At 62.4% G+C, this 24,345-nt stretch carries 21 protein-coding genes; 9 read left to right on the forward strand and 12 right to left on the reverse strand.

Annotation, left to right across the window (positions count from 1 at the left end; translation table 11 throughout):
• Positions 1 to 281: 281 nt before the first annotated feature.
• Together AC3WJP_RS22455 and garD are read left to right on the forward strand one after the other, a co-directional pair.
• Positions 282 to 1,640 (forward strand): MFS transporter, encoded by a 1,359-nt coding sequence (locus AC3WJP_RS22455; protein WP_493722861.1) that lies wholly within the window; start codon positions 282 to 284, stop codon positions 1,638 to 1,640.
• 85 nt (positions 1,641 to 1,725) lie between these two features.
• Positions 1,726 to 3,279, forward strand: a complete 1,554-nt coding sequence (gene garD, locus AC3WJP_RS22460) for a galactarate dehydratase (RefSeq protein WP_493722860.1) — start codon at positions 1,726 to 1,728, stop codon at positions 3,277 to 3,279.
• 27 nt (positions 3,280 to 3,306) lie between these two features.
• Here garD and AC3WJP_RS22465 read toward each other — a convergent pair whose 3' ends face one another.
• Both AC3WJP_RS22465 and AC3WJP_RS22470 read right to left on the reverse strand, forming a co-directional pair.
• Positions 3,307 to 3,771, reverse strand: a complete 465-nt coding sequence (locus AC3WJP_RS22465) for a DUF2442 domain-containing protein (protein WP_493722859.1) — start codon at positions 3,769 to 3,771, stop codon at positions 3,307 to 3,309.
• The gene (locus AC3WJP_RS22470; RefSeq protein WP_493735694.1) at positions 3,755 to 4,006 is read right to left on the reverse strand and encodes a DUF4160 domain-containing protein; all 252 of its coding nucleotides are present in this window, start codon (positions 4,004 to 4,006) and stop codon (positions 3,755 to 3,757) included. The genes AC3WJP_RS22465 and AC3WJP_RS22470 overlap by 17 nt, the downstream gene beginning before the upstream one ends.
• 163 nt (positions 4,007 to 4,169) lie before the next feature.
• Between AC3WJP_RS22470 and AC3WJP_RS22475 the strand changes: the two genes are divergently transcribed.
• On the forward strand, positions 4,170 to 5,429 hold the full coding sequence (locus tag AC3WJP_RS22475) for a 3-phosphoshikimate 1-carboxyvinyltransferase (RefSeq protein ID WP_493722858.1): 1,260 nt from the start codon (positions 4,170 to 4,172) through the stop codon (positions 5,427 to 5,429).
• A gap of 102 nt (positions 5,430 to 5,531) precedes the next feature.
• Here the strand turns inward: AC3WJP_RS22475 and AC3WJP_RS22480 are convergent, their stop codons facing one another.
• The 3 genes from AC3WJP_RS22480 to AC3WJP_RS22490 all read right to left on the reverse strand — a co-directional run bounded on the left by AC3WJP_RS22480 (position 5,532) and on the right by AC3WJP_RS22490 (position 9,592).
• The gene (locus AC3WJP_RS22480) at positions 5,532 to 7,760 is read right to left on the reverse strand and encodes a xanthine dehydrogenase family protein molybdopterin-binding subunit (protein WP_493722857.1); all 2,229 of its coding nucleotides are present in this window, start codon (positions 7,758 to 7,760) and stop codon (positions 5,532 to 5,534) included.
• A 175-nt stretch (positions 7,761 to 7,935) separates the two neighbouring features.
• Positions 7,936 to 8,940 (reverse strand): FAD binding domain-containing protein, encoded by a 1,005-nt coding sequence (locus AC3WJP_RS22485; protein WP_493722856.1) that lies wholly within the window; start codon positions 8,938 to 8,940, stop codon positions 7,936 to 7,938.
• A gap of 10 nt (positions 8,941 to 8,950) precedes the next feature.
• Positions 8,951 to 9,592, reverse strand: coding sequence for a (2Fe-2S)-binding protein (locus AC3WJP_RS22490; RefSeq protein WP_493722855.1), 642 nt, complete (start codon positions 9,590 to 9,592; stop codon positions 8,951 to 8,953).
• Between the two features lie 214 nt (positions 9,593 to 9,806).
• On the opposite strand from AC3WJP_RS22490, the gene ligD reads away from it, so the two are divergent.
• From ligD to AC3WJP_RS22520, 6 genes are all read left to right on the forward strand, one after another.
• On the forward strand, positions 9,807 to 12,563 hold the full coding sequence (gene ligD / locus AC3WJP_RS22495; protein ID WP_493722854.1) for a DNA ligase D: 2,757 nt from the start codon (positions 9,807 to 9,809) through the stop codon (positions 12,561 to 12,563).
• Positions 12,564 to 12,598: 35 nt separating this feature from the next.
• Positions 12,599 to 13,132, forward strand: coding sequence for a hypothetical protein (locus AC3WJP_RS22500; RefSeq protein ID WP_493722853.1), 534 nt, complete (start codon positions 12,599 to 12,601; stop codon positions 13,130 to 13,132).
• Between the two features lie 103 nt (positions 13,133 to 13,235).
• Positions 13,236 to 14,255: an acyl-CoA dehydrogenase family protein gene (locus AC3WJP_RS22505; protein ID WP_493722852.1), complete on the forward strand. Its 1,020-nt coding sequence runs from the start codon at positions 13,236 to 13,238 to the stop codon at positions 14,253 to 14,255.
• A complete protein-coding gene (locus AC3WJP_RS22510) occupies positions 14,252 to 15,031 on the forward strand; it encodes a PIG-L deacetylase family protein (protein ID WP_493722851.1) in 780 nt (259 codons plus the stop codon). Before AC3WJP_RS22505 ends, AC3WJP_RS22510 begins: the two co-directional genes overlap by 4 nt.
• An 11-nt stretch (positions 15,032 to 15,042) precedes the next feature.
• The gene (locus AC3WJP_RS22515; protein ID WP_493722850.1) at positions 15,043 to 15,672 is read left to right on the forward strand and encodes a class I SAM-dependent DNA methyltransferase; all 630 of its coding nucleotides are present in this window, start codon (positions 15,043 to 15,045) and stop codon (positions 15,670 to 15,672) included.
• Positions 15,669 to 16,325, forward strand: a complete 657-nt coding sequence (locus AC3WJP_RS22520) for a glycosyltransferase family 2 protein (RefSeq protein WP_493722849.1) — start codon at positions 15,669 to 15,671, stop codon at positions 16,323 to 16,325. The genes AC3WJP_RS22515 and AC3WJP_RS22520 overlap by 4 nt, the downstream gene beginning before the upstream one ends.
• A gap of 71 nt (positions 16,326 to 16,396) precedes the next feature.
• Here the strand turns inward: AC3WJP_RS22520 and AC3WJP_RS22525 are convergent, their stop codons facing one another.
• The 7 genes from AC3WJP_RS22525 to AC3WJP_RS22555 all read right to left on the reverse strand — a co-directional run bounded on the left by AC3WJP_RS22525 (position 16,397) and on the right by AC3WJP_RS22555 (position 24,330).
• Positions 16,397 to 16,657, reverse strand: a complete 261-nt coding sequence (locus AC3WJP_RS22525; RefSeq protein ID WP_493722848.1) for a hypothetical protein — start codon at positions 16,655 to 16,657, stop codon at positions 16,397 to 16,399.
• A 164-nt stretch (positions 16,658 to 16,821) separates the two neighbouring features.
• Positions 16,822 to 17,859, reverse strand: coding sequence for an NADP(H)-dependent aldo-keto reductase (locus AC3WJP_RS22530; protein ID WP_493722847.1), 1,038 nt, complete (start codon positions 17,857 to 17,859; stop codon positions 16,822 to 16,824).
• A gap of 114 nt (positions 17,860 to 17,973) precedes the next feature.
• A complete protein-coding gene (locus tag AC3WJP_RS22535) occupies positions 17,974 to 19,365 on the reverse strand; it encodes an undecaprenyl-phosphate glucose phosphotransferase (protein ID WP_493722846.1) in 1,392 nt (463 codons plus the stop codon).
• 405 nt (positions 19,366 to 19,770) lie between these two features.
• A complete protein-coding gene (locus AC3WJP_RS22540) occupies positions 19,771 to 20,856 on the reverse strand; it encodes an acyltransferase family protein (RefSeq protein WP_493722845.1) in 1,086 nt (361 codons plus the stop codon).
• 71 nt (positions 20,857 to 20,927) lie between these two features.
• Positions 20,928 to 21,884: an acyltransferase family protein gene (locus tag AC3WJP_RS22545; protein ID WP_493722844.1), complete on the reverse strand. Its 957-nt coding sequence runs from the start codon at positions 21,882 to 21,884 to the stop codon at positions 20,928 to 20,930.
• 127 nt (positions 21,885 to 22,011) lie between these two features.
• Entirely contained in the window at positions 22,012 to 23,220 is a 1,209-nt protein-coding gene (locus AC3WJP_RS22550) for a glycosyltransferase family 4 protein (protein ID WP_493722843.1), read from the reverse strand.
• Between the two features lie 36 nt (positions 23,221 to 23,256).
• Positions 23,257 to 24,330 carry an acyltransferase family protein gene (locus AC3WJP_RS22555; RefSeq protein WP_493722842.1) on the reverse strand — a complete coding sequence of 358 codons (1,074 nt, stop codon included), beginning with the start codon at positions 24,328 to 24,330 and terminating at the stop codon, positions 23,257 to 23,259.
• Between the last annotated feature and the right edge of the window lie 15 nt (positions 24,331 to 24,345).

Raw genomic sequence — 24,345 nt, forward strand, 5'->3', positions numbered from 1 at the left:
GCCATCTCTTTTCCGGGTGGCGACCCTAGGCGTACTAGGTCCATGCGGTAGTCGGACAACTGTCAATGGCCGAAACCGATTGACATCGCAGGATCAATAGCCATTTCGTCTAACAATCACAGGGAGATAAGATTAATTCTCATATTGATCGAGCCTGTACCTTGTCTGCAAAAAAAGAACAACTGGGGATGGATATTCCGATGCTTGTACGATAACTTGTCTCCCATCGCGGCGCCGACCGTGAAACTGTCCAATAAAAATAATCGTGGGAGTACCACTGCATGCAAGCGTCTAAAACCACGCATGTACGTTATCTGATCCTCTTTCTGTTGTTTGTGGTTACCACGATCAACTACGCCGACCGGGCGACCATTGCGATTGCCGGGTCGAGCTTGCAGAAAGACCTTGGCATTGATGCCGTCACCCTGGGTTTTGTGTTTTCCGCTTTTGGCTGGGCCTATGTGCTCGGGCAGATTCCTGGCGGCTGGCTGCTGGACCGCTTCGGCTCGAAGAAGGTCTATGCCATCAGCATCTTCACCTGGTCCGCGTTCACCCTGTTGCAAGGCTTCGTCGGCTACCTGCCGCTGGCCAACGCGGTCATTGCCCTGTTCCTGTTGCGCTTCCTGGTAGGGGCGGCCGAGGCGCCGTCGTTCCCCGGCAACGCGCGTATCGTCGCGGCCTGGTTCCCGGCAGCTGAACGCGGTACCGCCTCGGCGATCTTCAACTCGGCGCAGTACTTCGCCACGGTGCTGTTCGCGCCGCTGATGGGCTGGATCGTTCACGCCTTTGGCTGGGAACACGTGTTCGTGGTCATGGGCGCCGCCGGTATCGCTTTCTCGCTGGCGTGGATCAAGTTCATCCACAACCCCAAGGAACACCCGATGATCGGCGCGCAAGAGCTAGATCACATCACCAAGGGTGGCGCCGTAGTCGACATGGACAGCGCGCAGAAGGGCAACAGCGGGCCGAAATGGGGCTACATCAAGCAGCTGCTGAAAAACCGTATGATGGCCGGCATCTACCTGGGCCAGTTCTGCATCAACGGCATCACTTATTTCTTCCTGACCTGGTTCCCGGTGTACCTGGTGCAGGAGCGCGGCATGACCATCCTCAAGGCCGGCTTCATCGCCTCGCTGCCGGCGATCTGCGGCTTTATCGGCGGTGTGCTGGGCGGGGTGATCTCCGACTGGCTGCTGCGCCGCGGGCATTCGCTGACGCTGGCGCGCAAGCTGCCGATCATTGGCGGCCTGCTGCTGTCGACCACCATCGTGGCCTGCAACTACGTCGAGCTGGAGTGGGTGGTGGTGGGCTTCATGGCCCTGGCGTTCTTCGGCAAGGGCGTGGGCGCGCTGGGCTGGGCGGTGATGTCCGATACCTCGCCCAAGCAGATCGCCGGCATCAGTGGCGGCCTGTTCAACATGTTTGGCAACCTGGCGTCGATCACCACGCCGATCGTCATCGGCTACATCATCTCCACCACGGGCTCGTTCAAATGGGCGCTGGTGTATGTCGGTGCCAACGCGCTGGTGGCGGTGTTCGCCTACCTGGTGATCGTCGGTCCGATCAAACGCGTCGAGCTGCGCGATCCAGATGGCAAGCTGCTGGTGGAGTCGCCTGCGGGCGCTGCGCCAGCGCATTGATATAAATGTTTTGAGGTCGATCATCCACCAGGGTGACCGACGTTTTACCCGATTCAGCCTGCGCGTCGATAAAAAGGGCCAACCCATGCAACTCATCGAACATTCCGACTCCCCCCGCTATGTGCGCCTGCACGAAGACGACAACGTAGTGGTGGTGGTCAACGATCAGGGCGTCACCGAGGGCAGCCGCTTCCCCGACGGCCTGACCACTGTCGAGGGCGTTCCGCAAAGCCACAAAGTGGCGTTGGTGGACATCCCCGAAGGCGGCGCGGTGCGTCGTTACGGGCAGATCATCGGTTATGCCTTGAAAGACCTGCGCCAAGGCAGCTGGGTGCAGGAAACCCAATTGGCGATGCCGTCCGCACCGCCACTGGACAGCCTGCCGATGTCCGATGCGGTCCCGGCCGCGCTGGCGCCGTTGGAAGGATTCACTTTCGAGGGCTACCGCAATGCCGATGGTACCGTCGGCACTCGCAACATCCTGGGCATCACCACCACCGTGCAATGTGTGACCGGCGTGCTCGACCATGCGGTCAAGCGCATCCGCGAAGAGCTGCTGCCCAAGTATCCCCACGTCGATGACGTGGTGGCGCTGACCCACAGCTATGGCTGCGGCGTGGCCATCAATGCGCGGGACGCCTATATCCCCATTCGTACCGTGCGTAATCTGGCGCGCAACCCCAACCTGGGCGGCGAAGCGCTGGTGATCAGCTTGGGCTGCGAGAAGCTGCAGGCCGGTCAGGTGATGCACGACAACGACGCCTCCGTGGATCTCAGCGATCCGTGGCTGTACCGCTTGCAGGATTCCAGTCACGGCTTCGTCGAGATGATCGAGCAGATCATGGAGCTGGCCGAGACGCGCCTGAAAAAACTCGATCAGCGTCGCCGCGAAACCGTGCCGGCCAGCGAGCTGATCCTGGGCATGCAGTGCGGTGGCAGCGATGCGTTTTCCGGGATCACCGCCAATCCGGCGCTAGGCTTCGCTTCGGATCTGCTGATTCGGGCGGGGGCGACGGTGATGTTTTCCGAAGTCACCGAGGTCCGCGACGCCATTTACATGCTGACCTCACGGGCGCAGGACATGGACGTGGCGCAGGCGCTGGTGCGCGAGATGGACTGGTACGACCAATACCTGGATCGCGGCGCCGCGGACCGTAGCGCCAACACCACGCCGGGCAACAAGAAAGGCGGGTTGTCGAATATCGTCGAAAAATCCCTGGGCTCCATCGTCAAGTCCGGCAGCAGCGCGATCAACGCGGTGGTCGGCCCGGGCGAGCGCGTCGAGCGCAAGGGCCTGATCTTCTGCGCCACGCCGGCCAGCGACTTTGTCTGCGGCACCCTGCAACTGGCGGCCGGGATGAACCTGCACGTGTTCACGACCGGCCGTGGCACCCCTTACGGCCTGGCGATGGCGCCGGTGGTCAAGGTCTCGACCCGCACCGAACTGGCCGAGCGCTGGCCCGATCTGATCGACGTCGATGCCGGCCGCATCGCCACCGGGCGCGCGACCATCGAGGAGCTGGGCTGGGAGTTGTTCCACTACTACCTGGATGTCGCCAGCGGCCGCAAGCAGACCTGGGCCGAACAGCATCGCCTGCATAACGACATCGTGCTGTTCAACCCGGCACCGGTGACCTGACCGGACGGGCAGGGCGGCGCCAGTGAGTCATGGCGCTGCCTTGTCGTCCGGTTTTTTCAAGCGTGGGCGCCCGCCCAGTTTGCCATTGGCCCGAGCGGCAGCGGATTTTGCCGCGCTGACGGTCGCCCCGCCTTTGCGGCCTAGTTGTTGCGCCATCCAGCGACGATCGCCGAATATGCCCTGCAGCAGTGCGGGTACATAAACATCCACATCCAGGCTGGGCACGTACAGCCCGAAACCTGTGGAGCTCAGCTCAAGCCCGTCGAAGTCCTTCGCTACCGCCTGTTCCAAGCCTTGCACCAAGGCGCATGGCACCGCGAGTTCTATGCCGCTGTTGAGGGTGATTTGCAAACGGTGCCTGGTAGCGTCGTAACCGGCAGTCACTGCACAGGGCGTCGACTGCAGCCGTTTCTGCATTCGTTGCTCGGCTTTGCGCACATCTTGCTCGCTGATGGGCGAGTCGGGGATTTTCAGTTTAGTAATGGTGGCCATGAATTTTTCTCCAGGCACCGCACAGCGTTTTCAGTTCGAGGGTCAATCGCGCAGCGGTGCGAGCTATTTCGTGCTGCCTGAAACCGTAGCTCTCATGCAACACGGCCGGCCCTTCAGGGCAATGCAGGTGAAAGACAGCCTCGCAACCGTTACCCATGACATGAACGTGAGCGGGGCGATGATCGTTGGGATAGATGACGACTCGCAAGCCATCGATTCTCAGTAATGTCGGCATCCGGCGACATTAACCCAACCTCTTGGGTTAAGGAGGAGGGTAGCATTTCCCCGGCAAAGCTGCACCGGGCACCTCCGGTCTTTTGCCTCGACCTTTTCATTAATGGCATCATGTGCGCCTTTCGCGCCGCAGGGCGCTGGTTCTGATCTGGAGAAACGCTGTCATGGGCGCGCCGCACACCGCTACCGTCATCCCGCCTGGGTTTGCCTTGCATGGCCAGGTATCGCCGCCCGGCTCCAAGTCGATCACCAACCGTGCCTTACTGCTGGCCGCCCTGGCCAAGGGCACCAGCCGCCTGACCGGTGCGCTCAAGAGCGACGACACCCGGCACATGTCCAACGCCCTGCGGGCCATGGGTGTGACTGTCGATGAACCGGACGAAACCACCTTCGTGGTCACCGGCTCCGGCCGCCTGCAAGCGCCGAGCGCGCCGCTGTTCCTCGGCAACGCTGGCACTGCGGTGCGCTTTCTGACTGCCGCCGTGGCCACGGTCGACGGCGCGGTGACGCTGGACGGCGATCACTACATGCAAAAACGCCCGATCGGCCCGCTGCTCGACGCCTTGCGCGCCGCTGGTGTGCAGGTGTCCAGCGCCACCGGCTGTCCGCCAGTGCTGGTCCAGGGCATCGGCAAGATTCCGGCACGGCAGTTCGAGATCGATGGCGGTCTGTCCAGCCAATATGTGTCGGCGCTGCTGATGCTGGCCGCGTGCGGCGAGTCGGCCATCGACGTCAGACTGTCCGGCAAGGACATCGGTGCCCGTGGCTATGTCGACCTGACCCTGGCCTGCATGAAGGCCTTCGGCGCCCAGGTGGAAGTGGTCGATGACAGCACCTGGCGTATCGCAGCTACGGGCTACACAGCCTGTGATTACCTGATCGAGCCGGATGCCTCCGCGGCCACTTACCTGTGGGCTGCCCAGGAACTGACCGGCGGCAAGATCGACCTCGGCGTAGCCGACCAGGACTTCACCCAGCCCGACGCCAAGGCCCAGGCCTTTATCGCCGCCTATCCGAACATGCCCGCTGTGATCAACGGCTCGCAGATGCAGGATGCGGTGCCGACCTTGGCGGTACTGGCGGCGTTCAACAACACCCCCGTGCGCTTCGTCGAATTGGCCAATCTGCGGGTCAAGGAATGCGATCGCGTGCAGGCCCTCTACGACGGCCTCAACGCCATTCGCCCAGGCCTGGCGACAGTGGAAGGGGATGACCTGTTGGTGGCGGCGGACCCGGCACTGGCCGGCACGAGCTGCGATGCCTTGATCGACACCCACAGCGACCATCGCATTGCCATGTGCTTTGCGCTCGCCGGGTTGAAGGTCAGCGGTATCCGCCTGCTCGACCCTGAATGCGTCGGCAAGACCTATCCGGGCTACTGGGATGCCCTGCGTTCGTTGGGCGTGACGGTGGACATGGCCTGAACGCTAAAGTCTGTGGCGAGGGGGCTTGCTCCCGATCGGTGTGTCAGACACAGATGTACTGTCTGATATTGCCAATCGGAAGCAAGCCCCCTCACCACAGCGTCAGGCAGGCAGGGTCGAGCCAAGCAGATCCTCGATCCGCACCGGCAGATCCCGCACTACCACCCCCGTCGCATGGCGCACCGCATCGGTAATCGCCGCGCTCACGCCTGCCAGCCCGATTTCACCGATACCCCGCGCGCCCAGTGGATTGAGCGTGGTGTCTGGGTAATCGAGAAAGGTGATGTCCACCTCCGGCGCATCGGCATGGGTGGTGACGATGTAGTCCGCCAGATTGCTGTTGACCGGCTGCCCGGTACGCGGGTCGTATTCGGTGGCCTCGAACAGCGCCATGCCCACCCCCATGATGATCGCGCCTTCGATCTGGTTGCGCCCGGTTCGCGGGTTGATGACCTTGCCGCCATCGATCACCGTCACCACCCGATTGACCTTCAAGCGCGCCATCTCCGGCTCCCAGGTCACCTCGACAAAGTGCGCGCCATAGGAGTGGATCGAGAACTTTTCGTCGACGTCCTTGCTGCCCGGGGTCTTGCCGCTGCCGCTGATGTATTTCATCCGTGCATCGCTGAGCAATGCACCGACCTCCACACCGCTGGCAGGGTCGCTGTCCTTGGGGTAAATGCGCATCTGCGCGAACGCCAGCGCTTCGGGCTTCATGCCATGAAACGGCGGATGCTCCTCGATCGCCACGCCAATGGCGGCATCGATGGCCGCTTTGGTCGCCTGTTGCACCGCAGGCACCAGCGAGCCGGTGGCCATCGAACCGCCGGACATCGGCCCGGGCGGCAGGCTGCTGTCGCCGATGGTCACCTGGATGCGCGCCAACGGCAGGCCGGTCAGCTGCGCGACCATCTGCGCTATCACGGTATAGGTGCCGGTGCCGATGTCCTGGGTGCCGCTGAGTACGGTAGCGCCGCCCTGACTGTCGAACTGCACGGTCACTTCGGCCGGCAACGCCTTGGCCATCCAGGTGCAGGCCGCCATTCCCCAGCCGATCACCACGCCGGCGCCATTGCGCATCGAGCCCGGGCGCGGGTCGCGTTGTGCCCAGCCAAAGCGTTCGGCACCGGTGGTCAGGCATTCGGTGAGATGACGAGAGCTGAAGGGGGTGCCGGTGCTTTCGTCGCTGGCCGGTTCGTTGATCAGGCGCAGCTGCAATGGGTCCATGTTCAGCGCCACGGCCAGCTCGTTCATGCCTGACTCCAGCGCATACAAGCCGGGCACTGCGCCGGGCCCGCGCATCGAGGTCGGCGGGGCGATATCGCGGCGCGCGAACGACCAGGCCGCGCGCAGGTTCGGCGAGCTGTACAGATACCCCGTGGCCTCCCCGCAGTTTTCCTTGTAGGTATCCAGGCGCGCGTTGTGGAACAGGTAATCGTGTTGCACCGATTGCAGCTTGCCGCTGGTGTCGGCGCTGAGGCGGATACGTTGCTGGGTGTTGGTACGGTGGCCGACGTTGTGGAACATCATCTCGCGGTCGACCACCAGCTTGACCGGGCGCTGCAGCTGCCGTGCGGCCGCGGCGGCGAGCAGGGAATGGCTCCACGGCCACAGCTTGCCGCCGAAGCCCGACCCCAGGTACTCGGTGATGATGCGCACCTGTTCCGGCGCGACGCCGAGCATCTGCGCCATGACCATGCGGTGGTTCATGATCGCCTGGGAGGTTTCGTACAGCGTGAACTCCTTGCCGTTCCACAGGGCAACGGTGGCGTGCAGTTCGATCGGGTTGTGGGCGTGAGGGGGCGTGGTGTAGGTATGGTCGATCTTTACGGGCGCGCTGGCGAATGCCTTGGCGACGTCGCCGCGTTCGGTGTCGACCGATTCCTTTTCCTCGGCGCTCAGGCGCATGGCGACGTTGGCCTGGTCCGCGGCATAGCTGACCTTGACCGCTGCGGCGCCCGCCACGGCTTGTTCGTAGGTGTTGGCCACCACCAGCGCGACGTACTGGCCGTAGTAGGTGATGCGGTCATCGGTCAGCGGCGGCCGCGCCTCGTCGGTCTTGCCGCCGCCGCTTTGCTTGCGATAGACCTGATCGCTGAAGTTGCCCGAGTGGAACACCTGAATGACGCCGGGCATGCGCAAGGCCGCCTCAGGGTCGAGGGCCGTGATGCGGCCAGTGGTGATGGTCGCGGTTACGGGCACGGCATGCACCAGGCCGGGAAAGGCATGGTCTGAGGTGTAGCGGGCGGCACCGGTGACTTTCTTCGGGCCGTCGATGCGGGCAAAGCCGTGGCCGATCACGACCTCGGCGGTGTTGGATGCTGGTGCCATGTGGCCTCCGTTGGTTCGCCGCTTAGAGCGAAGCGAATCCTGAATTGATGTCGATCATAACGGCCCCTTCGCGGGCAAGCCCTGCTCCCACATGTCCGGTCGGAGCAGAGCCTGCCCGCAAAAGGACTCCATGCACCTGAGGGAGCAGGGCTTGCCCGCGAAGAGGCCATCCGCCTCACGCCAACGCGGCAACATTCGCCAACGCCTGCGCGACGCAGCGCTTGGCCAATTCGACCTTGAAACCATTCTCGCTCTGCGGTTGCGCGCCTTTTACCGCCGCCTCCGCCGCCAGCTGCCAGCTCGCCGCCGAGGCCGGTGCCCCGATCAACGCCTGCTCGGCAGCAATGGCACGCCAGGGTTTGGTGCCGACTCCGCCCATGGCGATCCGTGCCTGACGCACCCGCCCAGCGTCGATCTGCAACACCACGGCGGCCGAGGCGAGGGCGAACTCATAAGACGCGCGATCCCGCAGTTTCAGGTAGCCAGAGCGGCTATCGGGAGGCATGGCGGGCAGGCCGACATGGGTGACCAGATCGCCGGGCTGGAGGACGTTTTCCTGATCCGGCGTAGCACCGGGCAACAGGAAAAAATCCTCGATAGGCACCACGCGCTCACCGCCATTGCCACGAATATGCACCTGAGCCTCCAGGGCCGTCAGCGCGACGTTCATGTCCGACGGGTTGGTGGCGATGCAATGCTCGCTGGTACCGAAAATCGCCAGCGTGCGGTTGATGCCGCCAATCGCCGCGCAGCCGCTGCCCGGTTCGCGCTTGTTGCAGGGGCTGTGGTTGTCCCGGAAATAGGTGCAACGCGTGCGCTGCAACAGATTGCCGCCGGTGCTGGCCATATTGCGCAACTGCGCCGAAGCGCCCGACAGCAAGGCTTGCGACAGCACCGCGTACTCGGCCTTGACCGTCGCGTGCTGCGCCAGATCGCTGTTGCGCACCAGCGCGCCGACCTTGAGGCCGCCGCCGTCCGCGGCGCTGACTTCAGCCAACGGCAGATGATTGATGTCGACCAACTGCTGGGGATGTTCGACGCCCAGCTTCATCAGGTCGGTAAGGGTGGTGCCGCCGGCGATGAAACGCACGCTGGCGCCCTGTTGCGCGGTCTGGCTGGCGAGGCCCAGGCGAATGGCCTGGTCGGCGCTACTGGCGCGATTGAAAGCAAATGTCTGCATGACGGAGGCCTCAGGCTTTGCGAGTCTGCTGGATGGCAGCAAGGATGTTGGAGTAGGCGCCGCAGCGGCAGATGTTGCCGCTCATGGCTTCCTTGATCTCGGCATCCGAGCCGCCGCACGGCTCATTGGCCAGGGCCACCGCCGACATGATCTGGCCGCTGGTGCAGTAGCCACACTGGTAAGCATCGTGCTCGACGAACGCGGCCTGCATCGGGTGCATGTCGATCGGCGTGCCGAGGCCTTCGATGGTGGTGATCTCGTCACCCTCGTGCATCAAGGCGAAGCTCAGGCACGAGTTCACCCGCCGACCGTTGACCTGCACGGTGCAGGCGCCGCATTGGCCGTGGTCGCAGCCTTTCTTGGTGCCGGTCAGTTGCAGACGCTCGCGCAGGGCATCGAGCAGCGTGGTGCGTGGGTCGACGCGCAGAGAATGCTGCTTGCCGTTGATCAACAGCTTGAGCGGCTGGCTGCCGGGTTCGGTGGGCGCGGCATCGCGGGTGTCAGCGACGGCTTCAGCTGCCAGGCCGCTGCCCAAGGCAGCAGCGGTACTGCTGACACCAATGGCCTGCAACACCGAGCGGCGCGACATCGGCAGCAGCGGGGCGCCGACCTCGCTGGGATCGGCGGCGCGATCGTGGTTCTTCTTGCTCATGGGAGCATCTCCATCAGGACGGTAGGATCAGCCGGCACCTCTGGCGGGTACTCTGGCGGTTACTGGACACGGGCTTCGCAGCAGCGGACTCGCGTTATCCCTATTGGTCCTGCAGATTCGCGCGCTCGTTCCATCGGATGTCGCCGATCAACGGTTTGAACTCCTGAACGGTTGCCGCTTCGCATTCATATAAAGCCGATGACCGAGGTGGGCGATGAGTGAAGCGCTGCACGACTACAATCAGAAACGCAATTTCGACGCCACCCCCGAGCCTTCCGGCAGCGCCCGACGCGGCAAGGCCAAGAGGGGCGACCAGGCCTTGCAATTCTGCATCCAGAAACACGACGCCAGCCACTTGCACTACGATTTTCGTCTGGAGCTGGACGGCACCCTGAAGAGCTGGGCAGTGCCCAAGGGACCGTCGCTGGACCCGAAAGCCAAACGCCTGGCGGTGCATGTGGAGGATCACCCGCTCGACTACGCCAGCTTCGAGGGCCACATTCCCGAGGGCCACTATGGCGCCGGCGACGTGATCGTCTGGGACCGCGGTGTGTGGATACCCGAGGGCGATCCGCAGCAGAGTTACGCCAAGGGCAAGCTCAAGTTCACCTTGCAAGGCGAGAAGCTCGGGGGCCTGTGGAACCTGGTGCGCACCCATATGCCCGGACGCAAGGAGCAGTGGTTTCTGATCAAGCATCAAGACGAGCAGGCGCGTGCGCTGGAAGACTACGACGTGCTGGTCGCCGAGCCAGATAGCGTGTTGAGCGAGCGCACGCTTGTGCCCAAAGCGCGCGGCAAAGGCAAGACTGCAGCCGCCAGGCCGGCCAGCAGAAAAAAGGCCGGCACTGAGCCGGACATTCAGCCCGAGCCCGAGGCCGATACCGCCAAACCCGTCGCCACGCCGCACGCGTCGCCTCGGCGCAGCCGCAGTGGCAAGCTCGAAGGCGCTCGTGAAGCATCGCTGCCCACCAGCCTGAAGCCCGAACTCGCCACCCTGGTCGACTCCGCCCCCGCCAGCGGCGAATGGCGCTACGAGATCAAGTTCGACGGCTACCGCGTGCTGGCGCGCATCGACGGCGACAAGGTCCGCCTGTTCACTCGCAACGGTCACGACTGGACCGCGAAGATGCCGCGGCAGGCCCAGGCCCTGGCAGAGCTCGGGTTAGCCTCTGGGTGGCTCGACGGCGAGATGGTGGTGGCCAACGAACACGGCGTGCCGGACTTCCAGGCCCTGCAAAATGCCTTCGAGACCGAGCGCAGCGAACAGATCGTCTATTACCTGTTCGACGTCCCGTACCTCAATGGCATGGACCTCACCGAGGTGCCAGTGGAACAGCGCCGGGCGGCGCTGAAAAAGCTGCTCAAGGACAATGACAAAGGCACGCTGCGGTTCTCCGATGATTTCGACGAGTCCGCCACCTCGCTGCTCGAAAGCGCCTGCCAGATGCAGATGGAGGGCCTGATCGGCAAGCGCGTGGGCAGCCCGTATCGTTCGCGACGCAGCGCTGACTGGATCAAGCTCAAGTGCAAGCATCGCCAGGAGTTCGTGGTGGTGGGCTACACCGATCCCAAGGGCAGTCGCAGCGGATTCGGTGCGCTGCTGCTGGGGCTGCATGCCGAGGACGGCGGCGAGTTGCGCTATGCCGGCAAGGTTGGCACGGGGTTCAGCGACGCCACGTTGCAGTCGATCCTGCAACGCCTGGAGCCGCTGAAAAGCCGCAACAAAGCCGTGGTCAACCCACCGACAGGTGCCGATGCCAAGGGGGTGCACTGGCTGGAGCCGCGGTTGCTGGCCGAGGTGGCTTATGCCGAGATGACCCGCGACGGGGTGGTGCGACACTCGGTATTCCATGGCCTGCGCGACGACAAGGCGGCGCGGGATATCACTGAAGAGAAGCCTGGCGCTGCAGACTCGGTGGCAGCGGATGCTGCGCGCGATACGTCCAGCGTCGTGCGCAAGGGCAAGAAGCTCGGCAGGCAAAGCCCGCTCCCACCGCAGGGCGATGGCGCCAAGGCTCATGCAAAAGATGGCGCCAAGGCCAGCAAGGCGCCTGCAAGCGGCGGCGCCAAGGCGAGCAAAAGCGCCAGCAGCAATCAGGTGCGCATCACCCACCCGGACCGCGTCATCGACGCCAGCAGCGGCACTACCAAACAGCAACTGGCCGAGTACTACGCCAGTGTCGCCCCTTGGCTGTTGCCGCAACTCGAAGACCGCCCCGTGGCCCTGGTGCGTGCGCCCGATGGCATCGCCGGTGAACTGTTCTTCCAGAAAAACGCCGGCCAGCTGGCCATCGACGAACTGCTGCACTACGACAAGGCCGAGGCCGGGCAGGCGTGCATGGTCATCAACTCGCCCAAGGCATTGATCGGCGCCATCCAGATGGGCACCGTCGAACTGCACACCTGGAACGCCACCAGTGCCGACTTCGCCCACCCGGATCGGTTCATCCTCGACCTCGACCCGGACCCGGCACTGCCCTGGAAAGCCATGGTCGAGGCGACCCAGCTGACCCTCACCGTGCTCGACGAGCTGGGCCTCAAGTCGTTCCTCAAGACCAGCGGCGGCAAGGGTATCCATATCGTCGTGCCGCTCAAGCCCAAGGCCGACTGGGACAGCGTCAAGGATTTCAGCCACGCCATCGTCAACCATATCGCCAAGCTGGTGCCGGAGCGCTTCTCGGCGGTCTCGGGGCCGAAAAACCGCGTTGGCAAGATTTTCATCGATTACCTGCGCAACGGCCTGGGTGCCACCACTGCCTGCGCCTATGGGGCGCGAGCGCGCGAGGGCTTGCCGGTGTCGGTGCCGATTGAACGAGATGAAGTTGCGCAGCTCAAAAGCGCCAGCGAGTGGAATGTTCACAACCTGCATGAGCGCCTTGCCGAACTGCACACAGACCCATGGGCGGACTTGCACAAGAGCCGCCAAAGTATCACCGCCGCCATGCGCAAGCGCCTGGGGCTCAAAGCCTGATCCCTGGGATTGGGCCACTATCCAAAGAGAAACCCGTGTCGAAGATCATCACTGAAACCGATCTGCCTGCCAGCGAATCCAGCGCCACCCACATGTTCGGCTCGGCGAAGGACCGCCTGGATTTCTATCGCAAGGAAATCCACTACGAAACCGCGCTGCTGTCCAACCGCACCAACGCCTACCTGTCGGCGCAGTCGTTTCTGGTGATCGCCTTCGCTTCGTCGATGGCCAACCTCAACCCCGAATGGGGCAAGCTGTTCACGCTGTTCGTGCCGCCCTTGCTGGCGTTGCTGGGCATCGTCAGCTCCTTGCACGCCTGGCCCGGTATCCGCGCCGCCTATGACATCATCGATCACTGGCATTTCAAGCAAAGCCAGCTGTTGCAAAGCGAGCCCATCATGGGCATGGCCTACGACGACTCGCCGCTGTTCAGCACCCATGAGTCCACGGAAAAAGGCTATGCCAAATCGTTGCTGTTCTCCCTGCGTACGCCGTGGCTGTTCTCGATTTTCTGGTGCGTGCTGGGAGTCTTCGCCCTGTATGTGCAGTTCGGCAATCCGGGTGTCTGAAGCCCGCGAAATAGATTGAACCCCGGCGGCGGCAGGATGCCGTATGTCAATAGGCCGAGCGGTGACGGCTGCGATGCGATTCACAAGGACAGGTGCCCCCACCATGAATAGTCAGCTTCACAAGGACGCGCTCAGCGACTTCGCGCAAAGGCCAATCGCGCTCAGCGTCAATGAAAGCCTGCGCCAGGCCATGCTGAGCTGTATCGATCAGCGCTTGACCGAGCTGCCGCTACCGGGCGATGGCGATACTTTGGGGCGCTGGCAGGTGCTGGCCAAGGTAGCCGGAATGGACCTGGCCCTGCTCAAACTGTTCGAAGGCCATACCGATGCCATGGCGATCATGGAGGAGCTGGGCGCCAGCGACTTGCAGGCGCCGGGCATCTGGGGCGTCTGGGCCGCCGAGCCGCCGGACGCCAAGGTGCGGATCAGCGCAGGCAACCATGGCAGCGTGCTGCTTCAGGGCCGCAAGGCCTGGTGCTCCGGCGCGTTGCAGGTGGACCACGCATTGGTGAGTGCCTGGGACGAACAGGACCAGCCGCAGTTGGTGGCGGTCAAACTCGATCAACCGGGCGTGCGGCGTTCCGAGCAGGGTTGGCAGGCGGTGGGCATGGCCCAGACCGCCAGTGTCGACGTGCATTTCGATCAGGCGCAGGCCTGGCTTGTAGGGGCCAGCGGTGAGTACCTGAGCCGTCCGGGCTTCTGGCAGGGCGGTGCCGGCATCGCTGCGGCCTGGTATGGCGCAGCCCAGGCGCTGGCCGAATACCTGCGTGGCAGCCGCGGGCGCAGTGACCCCCACGCCGATGCCCATCTGGGCGCGGTGGACGCGGCGTTATTCGGTGCGGCATCGGCCCTGCGTGAGTGCGCGGCGTGGATCGACGCCTACCCGTTCGACAACGCGCAGCTGCCGGTGCAACGGGTTCGCGCCCAGGTGGAAGCCGCGGTCGAAACCGTCGTGCAGCACGTCGGGCGCGCGCTGGGCGCCGGGCCTTATTGTCGAGACCCGCACTTCGCTCGGCTGATCGCCGACTTGCCGGTGTTCATCCGCCAAAGCCATGCCGAGCGTGACCTGGCGGGCCTTGGCCGACTGGTGGCGGCGTTGCCGGCAGGGGAGTGGTCGCTATGAGTCGGGCCAACGTTGAATCCGTGGATGCACCGTTCGGTGTGGTGGGCACGCCCCTGCAGGACTGGCAGGCCAGCCGCTCGTTGCGCAAGGCCCCGGTGGTGTCGATTGATGACCTGATTCCGCAGGGCTCGCGTCTGGTGGTGGTCGCGCCTCACCCGGACGACGAGATCCTCGCCTGTGGCGGCCTGCTGGCGGCGATGGCTGACCGCGTGGCGGATCTGCACCTGATCTCGGTGACTGACGGCGACGCCAGCCATCCGGGTTCCCAACAATGGCCGGTGGCGCGCCTGCGTGCCCAGCGCCGGGTAGAAAGCGAATGCGCCCTGGCGCGGCTCGGCCTGGATCTGTCACGTCTCAGCTGGCAGCGCCTGGCGTTGCCCGACGCGCGGGTCGCCGAGCATGAAGCGGCGCTGGTGCTCGCCATCAGTGGCAGCCTGCAAGCCGGTGATTACATTCTCGCGACTTGGCGCCATGACGGCCATGGCGATCACGAGGCGGTCGGCCGCGCCGCTGCCCAGGCGGCGCGGATGCGCAATGCGACCTTGCTCGAAGTGCCGGTGTGGGCCTGGCATTGGGCCAATCCTGAAGACTCGCGTCTGCCGTGGGGGCGTGCCTGCAAATTCCTGCTCACCGACGATCAGCTCGAGCGCAAGCGCGAGGCCATTCGCGCCCACGCCAGCCAGTTGCACGACGACACCAGTACCGGAGCACCACCGGTACTGGATCGAACCACCCTGGAGCGGCTGCTGCAGCCCTTTGAACTGGTCTTTACCTGAGTGATGCCAACATGAGTCAAGCCGCCATGAAAGAAGGCAGCACCAGCGTGCCTGCCGAATACTTCGAGCAAATGTTCGCCGACAACGACGACCCCTGGGCTTTCCGCACCCGCTGGTATGAGCAGCGCAAACGCGACCTGACCATGGCGGCGTTGCCGCGCCAGCGTTATGAGCGCATTTTCGAGCCCGCCTGCGCCAACGGCGAGCTTAGCGTGCTGCTGGCCGAGCGCTGCGAGTCGATGCTGTGCATGGACCTGAGCAGCGAGGCGGTGCGCCTGGCTACCGAGCGATTGCGCGATTTCGCCGGGGTCGAAGTCATTCAGGGGCGCTTGCCGGGCGACTGGCCGGGCGGCGAGTTCGACCTGATCGTGCTCAGTGAAGTCGCTTATTACCTGTCGCCCGCCGACCTGTCGACGCTGATCGATCGCGCGGTGGCCAGCCTCAGCCCGGGCGGCGCTTTGCTCGCCTGCCACTGGCTGCATCCTATCGACGGCTGCCCCCAGGATGGGCGTCAGGTGCATGCCATGCTCGATGCGCAATTGCCGCTGCATCGCGCTGTGCGTCATGAGGAGGCGGATTTTCTCCTGGAATACTGGTGTGTGCAGCCCTGCGCCATCGACCTCGATGAGGCAGCGCTATGATCGGCGTCATCGTCCCCGCCCATAATGAGCAGGATCTTCTGCCGCATTGCCTCAAGTCCTTGCGCATCGCTGCTGGTCATTCGGGCCTTGGCGGCGAGGCGGTGGAAATACTGGTGGTGTTGGACAGCTGCGACGATGAGTCAGGGAGGGTAGCGCGTGGTTTCGACGCCATGACCCTGTCGATCAGCGCGCGCAATGTCGGCCATGCTCGCCGTGTCGGTGCTGCGTGCATGCTGTCGCGGGGCGCGCGCTGGCTGGCCTGCACCGATGCTGACAGCCAGGTGCCCGCCGATTGGCTGATGCAGCAGCTGTCGTTCAAGGCCGACGTGGTGTGTGGCACCGTGCAGGTGCTGGATTGGCAGAGCCATGGCGTGGAGACCCAGACGCGCTATCTGGACGGCTACCAGGCATGCGAGGACCACCGGCATATCCACGGCGCCAATCTGGGCATCTGCGCCAAGGCCTACCGCCGCGCGGGTGGCTTCAAGCCGCTGACCGCGCACGAAGATGTCGGCCTGGTGCAGGCGCTGGAGCGCAGCGGGGCGAAGATCGTCTGGACGGCGCTTAACAGTGTCAGCACCAGTGCGCGTTCCGATCCCCGGGCGCGAGAAGGTTTCGGGGATTATCTGAAGTCGCTGGCGGTGGCGGTCTGATCGATTTGGGTCCCTTGTGGTCAGGGGCTTGCTGCCAGTGGCTGTTCATCCTGTGGTGAGGGGGCGATGCCTCAAACATCAATCTGCAGTTCCAGATCCCCATTATCCAGGCGGCGCGCATGGACGAGGCTGCCGCTCAGGCGATTTTCCGGGGAGAGGGTGATGATCAGCGAGTGCGCTTTGTGCAAGTCGTCCGGCACCGGGGCCAGCACTTGTACTTGAAAGGCGCCCGGGGTGATGGGCGTGATGATGACGTCGCAGTCGACGCTTTTGGGGATGGGCCCGAACAAGGTGCCATGGGCGTAATCGAGGCGGGCAGGGGTAGCGGTCATGGCGCGGTCCTCGCGAAATCACAGCGTTATCACTGTGAGACCGCGAGGGGCGCCGGAGTTTCAATCCAACTGTAGCGGGGGGGCTTGCCCCCGAAAATCTTCCATTCAGCCACTTACCACCGGAGCCGAATCTTTCGGGGGCAAGCCCCCTCGCTACAGGGCAGTCAGGGCGCCGGGTTCGGCTGCTCGACGTGGATCGCTTCCAACCCGGCCAGCACCTCTGGCGACAGCACCAGATCGATACTCTTCAGGTTGCTTTCCAGCTGTTCCAGCGTCGTGGCACCTATGATGTTGCTGGTCACGAACGGACGCCCGGTCACGAACGCCAACGCCATCTGCGCCGGGTCAAGGCCATGCTCGCGCGCCAGCGACACGTAGGCCGCTGCGGCACGGTCGGTCTGTGGGTTGTTGTAACGCTGAAAGCGATCGAACAGGGTCAGACGGCCCTTGGGCGGGCGAGCGCCATTGAGGTATTTGCCCGCCAGCACGCCGAACGCCAGCGGCGAATAGGCCAGCAGGCCGATCTGCTCGCGAATGGCGATTTCGGCCAGGCCCACTTCGAAGCTGCGGTTGACCAGGTTGTAGGGGTTCTGGATCGACACCGCGCGCGGCCAGCCACGGGTTTCGGCCAGGTGCAGGAAGCGCTGCGTGCCCCAGGGGGTTTCGTTGGACAAGCCGATATGGCGGATCTTGCCGGCCTTGACCTGCTCGTCGAGCACCTCGAGGGTCTCCTCGATGGCGGTGAACTCGTCGTCCAGGTCATGCTGGTAATTGAGCTGGCCGAAGAAGTTGGTCTTGCGATCCGGCCAATGCAACTGGTACAGGTCCAGGTAATCGGTGTGCAGACGCTTGAGGCTGGCATCCAGGGCGGCGGGGATGTTCTTGCGGTCGAGCCGCGGATTGCCATCACGGATGTGGGCCATACGGCCGGGGCCGGCGACCTTGCTGGCGAGGATCCAGTCGGCGCGGTCGCCATGCTGCTTGAAGTACTCACCGATATAGCGCTCGGTGGTCGCGTATGTCTCGCCGTTCGGCGGTACCGGATACATCTCGGCGGTGTCCATGAAGTTGACACCGGCGGCCTTGGCCAGAAGGATCTGTTCGAAGGCTTCGGCCTGGGTGTTCTGCTCACCCCAGGTCATGGTACCGAGGGCGATGGCGCTGACGTTGATATCCGTCTTGCCAAGGGGACGAAACTGCATGACTGGCTTCCTTATGTATCGGCTCTTTTCAGCCCCAAACCATAGTGGAATGGGGCATTCAATGCCAGTGAAACCCAATGCAGCCAGCGGTGGGCGTCCTGCCACTTTGGCATATCAATAGATGTTTTTCGAAAACAGCGTGAACGGCGTCTTCACCAGAATCTTGATGTCCAGCCACAACGACCACTGGTTGATGTAGTTCAGGTCCTGGGCCACGCGCTGCTGCATCTTCTCCAGGGTTTCGGTCTCGCCGCGGTGCCCGGTGATCTGCGCCAGCCCGGTGATCCCAGGCTTGAGACGGTGGCGCGCCATGTAGGCTTCGACCTTGCCGGTGTAGTACAGGTTGTGAGTCACCGCATGGGGGCGCGGACCAACCAGTGCCATTTCGCCGAACAGCACATTGAACAACTGCGGCAGTTCATCGATGGAGCTGCGACGCAAAAAGGCGCCGACTTTGGTGATGCGGTCATCGGTGCGGGTGGCCTGGCGCACTTCGGTATCGTCATGCACGCGCATCGAGCGGAATTTCCACACCTTGATCACTTCACCGTTACAGCCGTGGCGGTTCTGCTTGAACAGCACCGGGCCGGGTGAGGACAGCTTGACGGCGATGGATGCGCCGATCAGCACCGGGCTGAGGGCGACGATCGCCAAGGCGGCCAGGGTGCGCTCCATCAGCTCCTTGCCCAGCAGAGCAGCGGGGTGGGAGCTGATCGGGCTTTCGTTGAGGTAGATCGCCGGCATCCGCTCGATCTCGGAAATCGACTGGTTGAGCAGCATCATACTGCCGAAGTCCGGGATCCAGACCACATCGACGCTCATGTCCAGCAGGTCGATGTAGAGCCCTTCGATGGTCGCCAGTTGCGCCAGCGGCAGCGCGATGTAGACGCGGCGTACCTCTTCGCGAACGATGATGTCGCGCAGTTCGTCGACATTGCCGAGCAGCGGCAGGGTAGTGGGGACCAGGCCGTTTTCACCGGAAGCGGCAATGAAGCCGATCACCGGTACGCGATTGGGGCTGGTCAGTTTTTTCGCCAGGGCGTCGGCCATGGGGCTGATGCCGATGATCACCGAGCGCCGTTCGTTGCGCACCTTGCGCGAGTGCATGCGCGCCAGGTAATGCAGCGGCAAAAAGCTGGCCACCTGGGCCAGATAGCCCAGGCCGGCCCAGAGCATGATCACCTGACGGGAAAACACCGCGGTGGTCTGGGTCAGGAAGGCGATGGCGATCAACGCGCCCAGCAGGCTCATCCAGCCCGCCAGCAAGCGGCCCATGCCCGACAGAATGCCGTGACGTTTGTGGTAGACCTGCAAGAAGCTGTAGGCCGGCACCGAGCCGAGCACGGTCAGAATCATCGCCACGCGGTATTCGCTGTCGACGCTGCCGACGCGATCCCACACCAGCAGAATCAGCACCAGATTGGCCAGGGCCATACCGCAGGCCCATTGGCTCCAGAACGTCAGGCCCTTGCGATGTGTAATGCGACTTGTGTATTGCGACGTCATAGTCTGGTCTCCGACACGTGTGGCTGTCCCGATAACGACGCACGAAAAATCGCGCGCGCACTTTCCTGCCACGCTGAAAATCAGCACGGGTTGAAAAGAAGTAGTAAGAAGGGCTCGGCACCGCGGCCGAACGGGTAAAACGCCATGCTACCGCCACAAGGTGGTTGATGACCTTGAGCAGCATGGAGATATCGTTGAGGTAAAGCAGGTGAAAGGGTTTTGCAACACGCTTACCAGGCGGGATCAGGACCGCCTGATATTAGGCGCCAGATAATAGTTGTCCGGCGCGTTTGAAACAGTATGTCGCGAGGCTGAATTTACACCAGCACCCGCTGCATTGCCAGTGAGTGAGCGAAATTAAAGTGCCGTTAATCGGTGGGGTGACATGCAACTTTTCAGTTGTCGTCAGGTCGCCGCCTGACGGTGCAGATTGGACTTTTGCGCAAACATCAGCGTCGCCAGGAAACGGTTGCTGCGACACAGATAGTAAAGCGCAATGGACACGCCGATCGCAATCACATAGGCCGCGCAGCCCACTATCAGATCCGAACTAATCCAGCGCGGCAATACTCGCAATAGTGTGTATTGCACCGGCGCGTGAAAGATCAGAATGAACAAGCTGACCCGACCGAAATAACCAAAGAACTTCGATATCTTTTCCGATTTCGAAAGGCCGTAGCACAGGCACAACATTACATAGATGCCGAATAGCGCCTCGATTGGAGTCAGTAATAAGTCGTCATAGAGTCGACCGTTCAGATCCAGTTTTAGCGGGAACGCCTGGCGCAGCAACATCAGGCACATCAATGCGCTCACCGCCTGGATCACGCTCGGCCGCAACTGTCGGGTGCGTGTCGACAAAAAGTGCCCGGCAAAAAAGAAGAAACAGGTAATCAACAGCAGGTCGGCGCTGAATGGCAAGCCGCAGTCGAACAGGTGCATGCTGAAGTCCAGCTGTTTGATGCACATGTCGTTCTGGTACGGCGAATCGAACAGGTGGACGAGGTAGAAACCACCCGCAGCGCACAGCCCCAGCAAGGTGATCCTGCTTAATGCCGAGGTCAGCCAGACCTGCCCGATAATCAACAGCGCTGCGCTGCAGCAATACACCAACCATAGATGCGGGAGAAACCACAACGGTGGCCAGGCGAGCGTGAAGCCAGCACCAAAGCTCAAACCGACCAGCAGGTTTTCGAGGGTGGCGCTACCGGCCAGGATCTTCGCCACCCCCACTGCGATGATCACCACGGCGCAGGGCTTGAGCCACGCATCGGCGCGCTCCGTGAGGATACGGCGCAGATCCCGGTCGCCCAGCGACAGGGTGACCCCGGAGACGAAGAAGAAAAACGGCAAGCGGAACGAAGTCAGCGTACGGGAGAACAGCTCGAAGTGGTCGATGAACACCAGATTGTGGCCCAGCACGATCAGCAGGATGCCGAGGCCTTTGGCGATGTCTATCATGGGCAGCCGAAGCTGGGTACGTCGGTTCACAGCAACTTCGGGTTCAGCTAACACCGACGATTGGGGCATCGAGGATCGTTCCTTGAAATGTGTGTCAGGGCCTAGAGGATAACTTTCAGGCGCTTGTTTATTTTGATCAGGAAAAACGACGCAATCAGTGACAGTCCCAAAATGACGAAGGTCAGGCGGGTACCGTCCATATCAAACAAGCGCAGACAGGCGAGCAAAAAGAAGATATGTACGAAGTAGATGCCGGCACTGTACAGCGACAGATTCTTGCTGCCTCCCTGGATATTCATTTTCAACGTACAAATGAAGATGGCCGGGCATACCAGTATCAACGAGGCCATGTTATCGAAACCCGTATCATTGGCCAGGTTATGGAAGTTCATCCACGACTCCGCCAGCAGTGAAATCAGCCCGACGCACGCAGCTGCCATCGCCACGCGGAGGGTGATCGTGCGATGCAGAGAAAACTTATTGATGAAGTAGCCCATGCAGAAGAACGGGAATGCGCTAAACAGGAAGTTGCGGTGGGTCCAACTGTCGGCGAGGAATCTGTCCACTGCCGGGTCATTTGATAACTGATAACTCACTGTGTATTGGAGCAGGGTGCCGACGCCGTACGCGAGCACCACCAGCGCCGTCACCCACGGCCATCGCCAATCTCGCATGAACGTCATCATCAGCGCCGCGCCTATCACCCCGGCGACATACCAGAGATGGTAATAACCGAGAAATACTATCAGCAACAGTCGCCCGAGCTCTTCAGACGACCAGGCGGTGGGCCTGAACCAGAAGTAGGAATAGAACAGCATCCAGAACGCGTACAGCATCAGCACGCGTTTCAACCAGCGGGCGTGCGTGTCCCCTGCCAGTGCTTGATAAAAATAGAAGCCGCTCGTCAGGAAGAATATCGGCACGGCCATCCTGAAAATGCCGTTTACGGTCAGATATTCAGCCAGTGAATTGATATCTCGAAGAAAAAACGTATGAATGCCGACGACCATGATGGCGAGCAAGACCTTCAAGATGTCCAATGCGATGTTACGCGTCACGATACGCCCTCCATGGAGCTATCAGGGTGCACGACAGTCCTCATATCTTGGCCGGGTAGGGCAGGCATGAAGTCAATTCCAAAGGCGGCCAAGGTGCAGACCCAATCGATGGGTCTGCTGGTTTTTATTAGCGGACGGGGGACGCGACGGCGTTTTTCTCGACCTGTCTGAGGCTGTTCAAGGCATTGATGTAGCCAGGCCGCGCGAAGAAGCTCTGCAGCTGCAAGGCCTGAGCGGTCTTGCGCGCCATCAGTTGCGGATCGTCCTTGATCGAGCGCAACTGCGCGGCGGCGTGATCGACATCGGCGTCAGCCCAGGTCATGGCGCCCATGCCAGCGAATTCCGGATGCCCGGAGTCGACGGCAATGGGCGTGTAACGCACGGGATAGCTGTTTTCTTCGGTGCAGAAGTCGGTGTTGCCGGACCAGTCCGTGGCCACTACCGGAGTGCCGACCAGCATGGCTTCGGCCATCGTCAGGCCGAAGCCTTCGGAGCGGTGCAGAGACAGGCAGACGTCCGACTCCTTGAGCAGGCCGACGATCTTTTCCTTGTCCCAGATCTCGCCGATCTGGGTGATGTTGGCATGCTGGGCGATCATCTTCATGAATGCCTGGGTGGTGTCCGAGTCATCGGCGCGGTTGGTCTTGAGCACCAGATGCGCATCCGGGGTATCGCCGAATGCCTGCAAAAAGGCCGCCACCATCGCGTAAGGATTCTTGCGTTCCAGCGCCGAGCCAAAGCTGAACACGCTGGTCACCACAAAGGCGTCTTCGTTCAACCCGAGCGCCTGGCGTACACCTTCTTGAGCAACGCCCGCGGTGACTGGGTGGGCGACCGTCAATACCGGTTTGTCGGTGTATTGGCGAATGGCCGTGGAGGTGAACTCGGACGGGCAGATGACCGCGTTGACATAGCCCAGCGCATTGCGCCATTCCTGCGGGATCTTTTCCAGTTCCCAGGCCCACACGCCGACGTTGAACACCCGTCGATAGCGACTCAGGCCCAGGCGAAAGATCACCGGCGGCATCATGGGCGGATTCAGGTGCAGGACGCGGCAACCGACCTCGTGTTCCTCGGCGGTGTCGCCCAAGTGCCACTCCAACTCCACCGGCTTGAGAAAGAACCGCTCGACACTGATGCAGCGAATCTTGTGACCCTGCTGATGGAGTTGCAGGGCGCACTGGCGCGCCGATTCGCCGAGCCCCGAAGCGGTATGGAAAAATCCGACGATCTCGATAGCGTGTTTCTGGCCGGCAAAGATAGGTGTGCGGCTACGCGGAATCATGCGCTGCAGCACCGTGGCGCGCAGGCCTCTGTAAAGGCGGCGAATAAACATCGTGCAACTCCAGTGGACAGTAAGCGAGGCGGTCAATCAGTCGGTGGGTTTCTTGGCGATCAGCGGCAGCGACGCGAGGCCGAAGCGGGTCTTGATCAACGCTTCACCGTTACGTTTCATCCAGCGACCACCAGGCGTCTCGATCAAACGGAAGCACAGGTAAGCGCACACCAGGATCACCACGGTGATGACCGCCGCCAACACGGCGGGATGAGGCGCCGGGCCCATGAATTTCTGCGCCACGTAGATGATCGGCAGATTCAGCAGGTAGATCGAGAAGCTCCACTCACCGCAGCGTTGCAGCGCGCGGTTTTCGAACAGCACGCGGTTGAGCAGGGTAGGGAACGAGAACACGAAGATGAACAGCCCCGCGAACAGCGACGGCAGCAGATCGTTGTACATCTCTTTCTTGGTGCCGACGTCGACGTAGATGACGTTGCTCACCACCAGCGCAATCAGCGCCAGCGCGGTGACCTGCAGCAAGGTGGTGCTCAGATGATTGAATTTGGCTGACGACGCCTGGGTACGGATCAGGCCGAACACCACACCAATGAAGAAGTAATGAATCATCGAGCCGACGAAGGTACCGGGCAGGTTGGCTCGCAGGCCCATGACCACGGCGATCAGCAGGCCGACCAGGGCGATCATGCTGAAGTCTTTCTGGCTGATGGCGCGCCAGATCGCGAACCAGATACCGACGAACACGGCGTAGAACTGCACTTCCGGCGGGATGCTCCAGAGCGCCGAGACGTTGCCCGAGAACAGGATGTGACGAGCGAAGTTCCAGCCGAAGATGCTGTAGACGAACTCCGGATCGATAAAGCGGCAGATCAGAAACGACGCGATGACCACCGTCAGGTAGGCCGGGGCGATGCGCGAGAAGCGCGCCACCGCGTACTTGAGCACGGTATCGGTGTTGAAGGGCTTTTCGCAGTACAGGTACGACATGAGAAAGCCGCTGAGGGTAAAGAACACCATCACGCCGACTTCACCGGGATGCAGGCGGTGAATGCTGAAAAAACCGTTCTCGGTGAGGTGGGCGTAGACCACCAAGAGCGCTGCAAATCCTCGGATGCCGGTGAGGGCGTCGATCCGCTTGTTACTGTCCATAGGGGTCACCTGGTG

The sequence above is a fragment of the Pseudomonas sp. GW821-FHT01A09 genome (assembly GCF_058986725.1).

What these genes read in the sequence shown, in the direction of transcription:
- AC3WJP_RS22455 (WP_493722861.1), top strand. Translation starts at nt 282, where the DNA reads ATGCAAGCGTCTAAAACCACGCATGTACGTTATCTGATCCTCTTTCTG.
- garD (WP_493722860.1), top strand. Translation starts at nt 1,726, where the DNA reads ATGCAACTCATCGAACATTCCGACTCCCCCCGCTATGTGCGCCTGCAC.
- AC3WJP_RS22465 (WP_493722859.1), bottom strand. Translation starts at nt 3,771, where the DNA reads ATGGCCACCATTACTAAACTGAAAATCCCCGACTCGCCCATCAGCGAG.
- AC3WJP_RS22470 (WP_493735694.1), bottom strand. Translation starts at nt 4,006, where the DNA reads ATGCCGACATTACTGAGAATCGATGGCTTGCGAGTCGTCATCTATCCC.
- AC3WJP_RS22475 (WP_493722858.1), top strand. Translation starts at nt 4,170, where the DNA reads ATGGGCGCGCCGCACACCGCTACCGTCATCCCGCCTGGGTTTGCCTTG.
- AC3WJP_RS22480 (WP_493722857.1), bottom strand. Translation starts at nt 7,760, where the DNA reads ATGGCACCAGCATCCAACACCGCCGAGGTCGTGATCGGCCACGGCTTT.
- AC3WJP_RS22485 (WP_493722856.1), bottom strand. Translation starts at nt 8,940, where the DNA reads ATGCAGACATTTGCTTTCAATCGCGCCAGTAGCGCCGACCAGGCCATT.
- AC3WJP_RS22490 (WP_493722855.1), bottom strand. Translation starts at nt 9,592, where the DNA reads ATGAGCAAGAAGAACCACGATCGCGCCGCCGATCCCAGCGAGGTCGGC.
- ligD (WP_493722854.1), top strand. Translation starts at nt 9,807, where the DNA reads ATGAGTGAAGCGCTGCACGACTACAATCAGAAACGCAATTTCGACGCC.
- AC3WJP_RS22505 (WP_493722852.1), top strand. Translation starts at nt 13,236, where the DNA reads ATGAATAGTCAGCTTCACAAGGACGCGCTCAGCGACTTCGCGCAAAGG.
- AC3WJP_RS22510 (WP_493722851.1), top strand. Translation starts at nt 14,252, where the DNA reads ATGAGTCGGGCCAACGTTGAATCCGTGGATGCACCGTTCGGTGTGGTG.
- AC3WJP_RS22515 (WP_493722850.1), top strand. Translation starts at nt 15,043, where the DNA reads ATGAGTCAAGCCGCCATGAAAGAAGGCAGCACCAGCGTGCCTGCCGAA.
- AC3WJP_RS22520 (WP_493722849.1), top strand. Translation starts at nt 15,669, where the DNA reads ATGATCGGCGTCATCGTCCCCGCCCATAATGAGCAGGATCTTCTGCCG.
- AC3WJP_RS22525 (WP_493722848.1), bottom strand. Translation starts at nt 16,657, where the DNA reads ATGACCGCTACCCCTGCCCGCCTCGATTACGCCCATGGCACCTTGTTC.
- AC3WJP_RS22530 (WP_493722847.1), bottom strand. Translation starts at nt 17,859, where the DNA reads ATGCAGTTTCGTCCCCTTGGCAAGACGGATATCAACGTCAGCGCCATC.
- AC3WJP_RS22535 (WP_493722846.1), bottom strand. Translation starts at nt 19,365, where the DNA reads ATGACGTCGCAATACACAAGTCGCATTACACATCGCAAGGGCCTGACG.
- AC3WJP_RS22550 (WP_493722843.1), bottom strand. Translation starts at nt 23,220, where the DNA reads ATGTTTATTCGCCGCCTTTACAGAGGCCTGCGCGCCACGGTGCTGCAG.
- AC3WJP_RS22555 (WP_493722842.1), bottom strand. Translation starts at nt 24,330, where the DNA reads ATGGACAGTAACAAGCGGATCGACGCCCTCACCGGCATCCGAGGATTT.